Source organism: Mesorhizobium sp. ORS 3428, from assembly GCF_001854785.1.
In the GTDB taxonomy this organism is placed as follows: Bacteria; Pseudomonadota; Alphaproteobacteria; order Rhizobiales; family Rhizobiaceae; genus Mesorhizobium.
In genome coordinates, this window is record NZ_MDFL01000138.1 from 50,283 (window position 1) to 58,744 (window position 8,462).

Sequence of the window (8,462 nt, forward strand, 5' to 3'; positions counted from 1 at the left end):
AKCGGGGAGCGCCGGAGAAGGCGATGAGTTCGGTCCTGTACAAAAATGTGGTCAAGAATTTTGGCGCGCTCAACGTGCTGCGGTCGCTCGACCTCGCCGTGCCGGACCACAAATTCCTCGCCCTGCTCGGCCCGTCGGGCTGCGGCAAGACGACGGCGCTGCGCATCCTGGCGGGGCTCGACATGCCGACCGCCGGCAAGGTCTTCATCGGCGAGCGCGACGTCACCCGGCTGCAGCCGCGCGACCGCGACATCGCCATGGTCTTCCAGAGCTATGCGCTCTACCCGCAGATGACGGTCRCCGAAAACATCGGCTATCCGCTGTGGATCCGCGGCACGCCGGAGGYCGGGCGAAAGGCCAAGATCGGCGAGGTCGCCGCCATCCTCGAGATCGGCCACCTGCTCGATCGGCGGCCGCGCCAGCTCTCCGGCGGCCAGCGCCAGCGCGTGGCGCTGGCGCGGGCGATCGTGCGCGACCCGGCGGCCTTCCTCATGGACGAGCCGCTCTCCAATCTCGACGCGCGGCTGCGGCTCACCATGCGCGGCGAGATCAAGCGGCTCTGCCAGCGCCTCAGCGCCACCACCATCTACGTCACCCACGACCAGGTCGAGGCCCTGACGATGGCCGACCTCGTCGCCGTCATGCATGGCGGCGAATTGCAGCAGATGGCGCCGCCCATCGACATCTACGACCGTCCGGCAAACCGCTTCGTGGCCACCTTCGTCGGCAACCCACCGATGAACATCCTGCCGGCTGCGCCAAGCGAGCAAGGCGTGATGGTCGGCGGCAAGATCGTGCCGTTGGAGCAGTCGCGGCTCGACGCATGYCGCCTCGCCGGGATCGTGGAGATCGGGCTGCGGCCGGAAGACTGCAGCGTCGCCCAGCCGGGCGAACCGTGTGCGCTGCCCGGCGAAATCTATGTCGTCGAGCCGATGGGCAACGAGACACTGGTCAATGTCCGCCTCGAAGGCGGCAACGTCTCGGTACGGGCCGGCCGCGATTTCAGGGGCGCGGTCGGCCAAAGCATCGGCGTCGCTTTCGACCCGGCGAACGCCTGTTTCTTCAATTCGGCCGGCCTCACCGCCGTCCACAGGGTCAACAGCAATGGGAGAGAGAAATGATGCATTCCAGCAGACTTACTCGCCGCTCCGTCATCAAGGGCGGGCTCGGCCTGGCGCTCGCCACCACGGCCCTCACCACCCTCGGCTTGCCGATGCCCRCCATGGCAGCCGGCAAGAAGGTCATCATCGGCGCCTTCGCCGATGGCGGGCCGACGCCGTTCAAGCAGAAGATCATCCCGCTCGCGAAGGAGCAGGGCTTCGACATCCAGTTCCTCGAGGATGAATATGGCGTGACCCTGGAGAAGTGGTTCGCCGACGCCCAGAGCGGCGCCGGCCAGTACGATCTCTATCTGCTCGACGATCCATGGGTGCCKCAGTTCGGCGCCGCCAACGTGCTCGAGGATCTCGGCGCCGGCGGCATCGACGGCTCCGACAAGGACTGGATCGGTTCCATGATCGACATGGGCTACTGGCCGCCGCAGAAGGGCCCGCGCGTCAAGGGCTTCGAGAACGGCAAGCCGACGCTGATCTGCGTGCCCTTCGTCGGCGACCTGCAGACGCTCACCTACCGCAACGACGTCTTCACCGGCGGCGCGCCCAAGACCTGGGACGAGGTGATCGCCAAGGGCAAGGAAGGBGTAGCCGCCGGCAAGATCAAGTATCCGGTCGTCTTCCGCGGCGTTACGGGCAATCCGATCGTCACCAGCTGGTATCCGATCTTCCTGTCGTTCGGYGGCTCCTTCTTCGACGACAAGTGGAACCCGATCTTCAATTCGGCCGAGGGTAAGGCCTCCGCCGATTTCTTTGTCGGCACGATGAAGCAGAACGCGCCGAGCGGCGTGGTCGAGTTCGACTCCGACCAGGAGGGCGCGGMGATCCTCGGCGGCGACGCCGGCGCCATCATCCAGTATTCCGGCAATGCCTTGAAGGCCGACGAYCCCRCCCAGACCAAGGTGGYGGGCAAGCTCGATTTCGGCGTCGTGCCGAAGCAGGAAAAGGCGATCGCCCAGATGGGCATCTTCATCGCCGGCGTGCCGAAATCGGCGCCCAACAAGGCAAACGCGATCGAGTTCCTGAAGTGGTACGTCAGCGCCGAAACGCAGGCCAAGCTGTCGGAAGCGGGCTCGATCCCGGTCAAGCGCAGCGCCTTCGGCATCGCCAAGCCCGGCAACCGACTGATCCCGGTGGCCCTCAAGCAGCTCAACGCCGGCGCGCTGYCGAGACCCCGCACGCCCGACTGGGCGAAGGTGGAGGAACTGCTCGGCATCGAGCTCAACAAGGCGCTGCAGGCGGRCTCCGGCGGCGGCGCCGCGCTCGACACGGCCGCCAAGCAGGTCAAGGACTACCTGACCACGGCCGGTTACTACTGATGCGCGACATGACGCAGGCACGCAAATATCGCCTGCAGGGGGCGGGACTCGACCTCGCCCTCCCCTATCTCATGCTGGCGCCGGGCCTGACGATCGTGCTCGGCGTCCTTGTCTATCCGCTTTGGGATGGCCTCAGGGCCAGCACAAAAGCCTATCGCTATGGCTCGCCGGTCGGCGATGTCGGGTTCCAGAACTACACGAGGTTGTGGAGCGACACGCAGTTCCTGAATTCGCTCTGGGTCACCGTGAGGTTCGTCGCACTGTCGGTATCGTTCGAAGCGGTGCTGGGCTTTGCACTCGCGCTTTTCTGCCTGCGGGAGTTTCAGGGCATCCGCCTGCTGCGGACCGTGCTCATCATCCCGATGGTGGTCACGCCGGTCGTCGTCGCCATCGTCTTCAGGCTCATCTACGCCAGCGACGCCGGCATGCTGACGGCGCTGTCGCAGGCGACGGGCGGCGGCGCGGTGCAGATCCTCGGCAATCCGCTCAACGCCTTTATCGGCCTTGTYGTGCTCGACGTCTGGGAATGGACGCCGCTGATGTTCCTGATCCTGCTCGCCGGGCTGCAATCGCTGCCGCACGAGCCCTTCGAGGCCGCGCGCGTCGACGGCGCCGGCGCATGGCGCGTCTTTGCCGATCTCACCTTCCCGATGATGCGGCCGGTACTGGCGGTGGCGATCGTGCTCAGGACCATCGACGCCTTCGGCACCTTCGACCAGGTCTTCGTTTTGACCCGTGGCGGGCCGGGCGAGGCGACGAGGCTGATCTCGATCTACGGCTACGACACCGCGTTCAAGTTCCAGCAGACCGGTTACGCGGCGGCACTGTTCGTGACGATYGGCCTCGTCGTGCTCGCGCTCGCCTTGAGCGCCATCAGGCTTCTGCGCAGGATCGATGCGTCATGAGCACCCGTCTGGCGCGCATCCTCACGACCATCTTCGTTCTGGCCGTTGTCCTGCTGCCGATCTACTGGCTGGTCTCCACCTCGCTCAAGTCCAACCGCGAGATCACGCAGGAAGGCACGCTCTACCCGCACGTGCCGACGCTCGACAACTACGTCCGGCTGTTCACCGAAAAGCAGTTCGGTTCCTACCTGACGAACTCGCTGGTGGTGACCTTCTTCTCCGTCGCCATCGCGCTGGTGGTCGGCGCCATGGGCGCCTATGCGATCGTCAGGTTCCGCCTGCCTTTCGCCGCGGAGCGCAAGGTCGGCCTGTTCCTTCTGACGCTGCGCATCATCCCGCCGGTCGTCATCCTAATCCCGGTCTATCTGCTCATGCTCGGCCTCGGCCTGCTCGACAGCTGGCTCGGCCTGATCGCCACCTACACCGCCTTCAACGTCACCTTCTGCGTCTGGATGATGGAGAGCTTCTTCCGCGAGATCCCCGTCGATCTCGAGGAAGCCGCAATGGTCGACGGCGATTCGCGCTTCGGCGCCTTCCGCCGCATCACGCTGCCGCTGGCCGCCCCCGGGTTAGCTGCGACCGCCATTTTCGCGGTGCTGGTCACCTTCAACGAGTTCCTCTTCGCACTGGCACTGACGGCGACGCCGCGCGCCATGACCATGCCTCGCGGCACCGCGACGCTGATCGGCCGCATCGATACCGACTGGGCCTCGATGGCGGCGGCCGGCGTCATCGGCGCGCTGCCGATCGTCTTCTTCGCGCTCCTGGTGCAGCGCCATCTGGTGCGCGGGCTCACTATGGGCGCAGTGAAATGAATGCCGCTCAATATGAACCGGCCGTTCCGCGAAAGGYCGACCTGACAGGAGAGTCGAACGCATGATGGATGTCTGTCTGTTCGGAGTGGGGCTGATCGGTGTTGTGCATGCGGGCAATCTCGCACGTCATCCAAGGGTGCGGCTGCGCTACATCGTCGATCCCAATCGCGAAGCTGCCGCCAAGGTCGCTGCCGTTACCGGCGCCGAGATCGCCGACACAGAGACCGCGATGAACGATCCGTCGGTGAAAATGGCGTTCATCGCTTCGGCGACGCGCACGCATGCCGAGCTTGCCATGGCCGCCGCGGCGAAGGRCAAAGCGATCTTCTGCGAGAAGCCGATCGATCTCGACCTCACGCGCACCGACGAGTGCCTGGCCGCCGTCGAGAAAGCGGGCGTGCCGTTCCAGATCGGCTTCAACCGCCGCTTCGATCCGAGCTTCCGGGCGCTGAAGGAGCGCCTTGCCGCCGGCGAGATCGGCGCGGTCGAGCAGGTCATCATCACCAGCCGCGATCCCGAACCCGAAACCGAGGAGGCGCTGGCCGGAGGCGGCGGCGTCTTTCGCGAAATGACCATCCACGACTTCGACATGGCGCGCAACCTGCTCGGCGAGGAGCCGGCCGAACTCTTTGCGACCGGCTCATCGCTGGTGGCGCCGCACTACAGGAAGCTCGGCGACTACGACACCGCGATGTTCATCCTGCGCACCGCGTCCGGCCGGCAGTGCCACATCAACAACAGCGTCAGGGCCGCCTATGGCTACGACCAGCGCATCGAGGTGCACGGCGCCAACGGCATGCTGCAGGCCGGTAACCGGCTGCCGACCTCGGTCGAGATGTATGGCGACAAGGGCATATCGCGCGACAAGCCCTATTATTTCTTCGTCGAACGCTACGCCGAATCCTACGCGGCCGAGATCGATCACTTCATCACATGCGTGGAGACGGGAAAGAAGCCCGCCGTCACAGCCAGCGACGGCCGCAAGGCCATGATCCTTTGCGAGGCGGCGCTTGCCTCCGCCCGGTCCGGCAGGTTCGAGCCTGTGACGCTGTGAGCGGATGGTCCCAAGTCAACCGGGAGTCCCGAAATGAAGATTGGTATGATCACCGACAGCCTGGGCAACCTTACCTTTGACGAGATGCTCAACGCCTCGGCCGAACTCGGGTTGGAGACGCTGGAATTCGCGTGYGGCAACTGGTCGTCCGCACCGCACATCGATCTCGCGGCTATGCTGGACAGTGCCGCGACCCGCGCCGAGTTCGTCGCCAAGGTCCGCGACCACGGGCTGACGATCGCGGCGCTCAACTGCTCGGGCAACCCGCTGCATCCGGGACCGCAAGGCAAGAAGCACCGTCAGGTGACCGAGGACACGATCCGGCTGGCGAGCCTGATGGGGATCGATCGGGTGGTGATGATGTCCGGGTTGCCCGGCGGCCCGGGCGATGCCAACCCCAATTGGATCGTCACCGACTGGCCGCCCGAATGCGCCGACATCCAGCGCTACCAGTGGGACGATTGCATCATTCCCTACTGGCGCGATCTCGTTGAATTCGCCAACAATCTCGGCATAGGCAAATTGTGCCTGGAACTGCACGGCCATCAGGCGGTGTACAACGTCCAGACCCTATTGCGGCTTCGCGATGCCGTCGGCGAAACGGTCGGCGCGAACTATGATCCGAGTCACCCGCTCTGGATGGGCGCCGACCCAATCGCCGCCGTGCGCAAGCTTGGCTCGGCAATCTACTACGTACACGCCAAGGATACGCGCATCGAACCGACACCGGCGGCCATCGACGGCGTGCTCGATGCGCGTCCGCCAAACCACTATGYCGATCGGGCCTGGAACTACATCACGCTGGGCTATGGTCACGGCGAGACCTGGTGGCGGCAGTTCTGCGTCGCGCTGAAACAGGTCGGCTATGACGACGTGCTCTCCGTCGAGCACGAGGACATGATGCTGTCGCCGATGGAAGGCATGCGCAAATCCGTGGCGCTGCTGCGCAACGTCGCCATCAATCTGGCTTGATGCGCGCAGATCGACCCGGAAGGCCGGBGCCGCCGCCGACCCTGGTCTCGGCCATGGCCTGCGAGCCCAAGCTCGTCGCCAAGCATCCGGCGCTCGGCGATTTCCTGCGCTGCCGATGGGCCGACGCCGCCTTCATGACGGCGGCCGGCATGGCCGAAGCCACCGGCCTTCCCGCCACCACGCTCATCAGGCTGCTTGCGCTTTTGGGATACCCGAGCTTCCGCAGCTTTCGGGACGCGGTGCGCGCGCAGCTCAAGTCAGGATGACGACGAACATCTCAAGGCAAGCGCCGCGCCGGGCGTTCATGCCGCCGCAACGGCCGACGTCAGCACCCTTTCCACGCCGCGCAGTTCGGCAAGCCCCTTGAGCCGTCCGATGGCCGGATAGCCCGGCTGTGCGCCGCGGCTCAGGTCGTCGAGAATATCCTGACCGTGGTCGGGCCGCATGGGGATTTGCGCATCGGTGCGGCCTTCCGCCTCGCGGCGCCTCTCCTCCTTCAGGATCGCCGCGACGACCGCGACCATGTCGGTATCACCCGCCAGATGCTCATCCTCGTAGAAGGAACACGGCACCGTGTCGGTCTCGCGTTTCACATTGCGCAGGTGGATGAAATGCACGCGCGGGGCCAGCCGCGCGAACATTGCCGGAAGGTCATTGTCGTGACGCGCGCCCAGCGAACCGGTGCAGAAGGTGACGCCATTCGCCGAACTGCCGACGGCATCGAGCACGGCGCGATAGCCTTCCTCGGTCGACATGACGCGCGGCAGGCCAAGCAGCGGGAATGGCGGATCGTCGGGGTGGCAGCACATGCGCATGCCGAGACGCTCCGCAGTCGGCACGACCTCGGCAAGGAAATCGATGAGGTTCCCGCGCAAGTGCTCGGCGCCGATCTTCGCATAGCTGGCGATCTGGCCACGAAGATCGTCGAGGGAATATTGATCCGCCGCGCCCGGCAGGCCCGCATTGACGCTGCACGCAAGACGCTTGCGGGCCTCATCATCCATTGCCGCGAAACGGCGGCCGGCCCCTTCCACAACGGACGCGTCAAAGCTCWCCGCCGCGCCCGGGCGCTTGAAGACATGGATATCAAAGGCGGCAAAGTCGACAAGGTCGAAGCGCATGGCCGTGCCGCCATTGGGCAGGCGCCATGCAAGCTGGGTGCGGGTCCAGTCGAGCACCGGCATGAAATTGTAGCAGACGGTCGCTATTCGGRACGCTGCGAGGTTCTCCAGCGATGCGCGATAGGTGRCGAGATGCTCTTTCCATGGCCCTGTCTGCGTCTTGATGRYCTCCGAGACCGGCAGACTTTCGACCACCTCCCATTCGAGCGTCGAGGGCGTGCCGTCTGGCATGCGCCGCACTTCGTCCTGGCGCCTGGCTATCTCCTCGCGCGTCCACACCGCGCCATAGGGAACATGGTGGAGCGCGGTCACGATGCCGCGCGCGCCTGCCTGCCTGGCATCGGCGATCGAGACCTTGTCCACCGGACCGAACCAGCGCCAGACATGTTTCATGATGTTTGCTTGGCCCTTGTCACGATCTGGGTCGGATTGACGAAACGGAGCGCGATCACCAGCCAGATCAGCGTCGTGATCATGTAGATGACCGCCATGGCGTCGATCGACTGGCCGGCGCGCACACCGGCAGCGAAGACGGAATAGTAGAGCGCGACCACCAGCGTCTGGCTCGTCGGCCCYGCGGTGAGGAAGGTCAGTTCGAACATGGCGATGGTGCGCACCAGCACCAAGAGCAGCGCCGCAAGCACGCCCGGAACCAGCAGCGGCACCAGCACATGGACGAAGAGGCGGAAGGTATTCGCGCCRAAGACGCGCGCCGCGTGCTCAATGCGCGGATCGATCTGCTCGACGAAGGGAATCATGACGAGGATCACGAAGGGGACGGTCGGCACGAGATTGGCGAGGATCACGCCCCACATGGTGCCGCCGAAAGGTGTCGAATAGAGCACGGTCGCAAGCGGAATGCCGTAGGTCATCGGCGGCACGAGGATCGGCAGCAGGAACAAAAGCATGACCACGCGCTTGCCGGGGAAATCGCGGCGCGCCAGCGCATAGGCCGCGGGCACGCCGATCAGACCGGACAACACAACCACGGAAAAGACGATCTCGAATGTCGCCGTCAGCACATTGCCGAGTTGGAACTCGCCCCAGGCATCGCCGTACCAGCGGCCGGTCCAGCCCAGCGGAAGCCAGGTCCCGAGCCAGCGTGTCGCGAAGGAATTCATCACCACCGTGGCGATGAGCGCCAGCACGTTGAGGACGAAGAAG

9 protein-coding genes are annotated in these 8,462 nt (G+C 65.2%); 7 read left to right on the forward strand and 2 right to left on the reverse strand.

Annotated features, from left to right (window positions below):
* Nucleotides 1-23 precede the first annotated feature (23 nt).
* From ORS3428_RS23425 to ORS3428_RS23455, 7 genes are all read left to right on the forward strand, one after another.
* Entirely contained in the window at nt 24-1,121 is a 1,098-nt protein-coding gene (locus ORS3428_RS23425) for an ABC transporter ATP-binding protein (protein ID WP_071100661.1), read from the forward strand.
* Nucleotides 1,118-2,431: an extracellular solute-binding protein gene (locus ORS3428_RS23430; RefSeq protein ID WP_071100662.1), complete on the forward strand. Its 1,314-nt coding sequence runs from the start codon at nt 1,118-1,120 to the stop codon at nt 2,429-2,431. Before ORS3428_RS23425 ends, ORS3428_RS23430 begins: the two co-directional genes overlap by 4 nt.
* The gene (locus tag ORS3428_RS23435) at nt 2,431-3,336 is read left to right on the forward strand and encodes a carbohydrate ABC transporter permease (RefSeq protein WP_071100663.1); all 906 of its coding nucleotides are present in this window, start codon (nt 2,431-2,433) and stop codon (nt 3,334-3,336) included. The genes ORS3428_RS23430 and ORS3428_RS23435 overlap by 1 nt, the downstream gene beginning before the upstream one ends.
* Nucleotides 3,333-4,151: a carbohydrate ABC transporter permease gene (locus ORS3428_RS23440; protein ID WP_071100664.1), complete on the forward strand. Its 819-nt coding sequence runs from the start codon at nt 3,333-3,335 to the stop codon at nt 4,149-4,151. The genes ORS3428_RS23435 and ORS3428_RS23440 overlap by 4 nt, the downstream gene beginning before the upstream one ends.
* A gap of 61 nt (nt 4,152-4,212) precedes the next feature.
* The gene (gene iolG, locus ORS3428_RS23445) at nt 4,213-5,205 is read left to right on the forward strand and encodes an inositol 2-dehydrogenase (protein ID WP_071100665.1); all 993 of its coding nucleotides are present in this window, start codon (nt 4,213-4,215) and stop codon (nt 5,203-5,205) included.
* A 33-nt stretch (nt 5,206-5,238) separates the two neighbouring features.
* Nucleotides 5,239-6,177, forward strand: a complete 939-nt coding sequence (locus ORS3428_RS23450) for a sugar phosphate isomerase/epimerase family protein (protein WP_071100666.1) — start codon at nt 5,239-5,241, stop codon at nt 6,175-6,177.
* A gap of 53 nt (nt 6,178-6,230) precedes the next feature.
* Nucleotides 6,231-6,443: a hypothetical protein gene (locus ORS3428_RS23455; protein ID WP_131802941.1), complete on the forward strand. Its 213-nt coding sequence runs from the start codon at nt 6,231-6,233 to the stop codon at nt 6,441-6,443.
* Between the two features lie 36 nt (nt 6,444-6,479).
* Here ORS3428_RS23455 and uxuA read toward each other — a convergent pair whose 3' ends face one another.
* Together uxuA and ORS3428_RS23465 are read right to left on the reverse strand one after the other, a co-directional pair.
* Nucleotides 6,480-7,691 carry a mannonate dehydratase gene (gene uxuA, locus ORS3428_RS23460; protein ID WP_071100668.1) on the reverse strand — a complete coding sequence of 404 codons (1,212 nt, stop codon included), beginning with the start codon at nt 7,689-7,691 and terminating at the stop codon, nt 6,480-6,482.
* The coding region (locus ORS3428_RS23465; RefSeq protein WP_071100669.1) for an ABC transporter permease at nt 7,688-8,462 on the reverse strand (775 nt) is incomplete at its 5' end. The genes ORS3428_RS23465 and uxuA, both read right to left, overlap by 4 nt.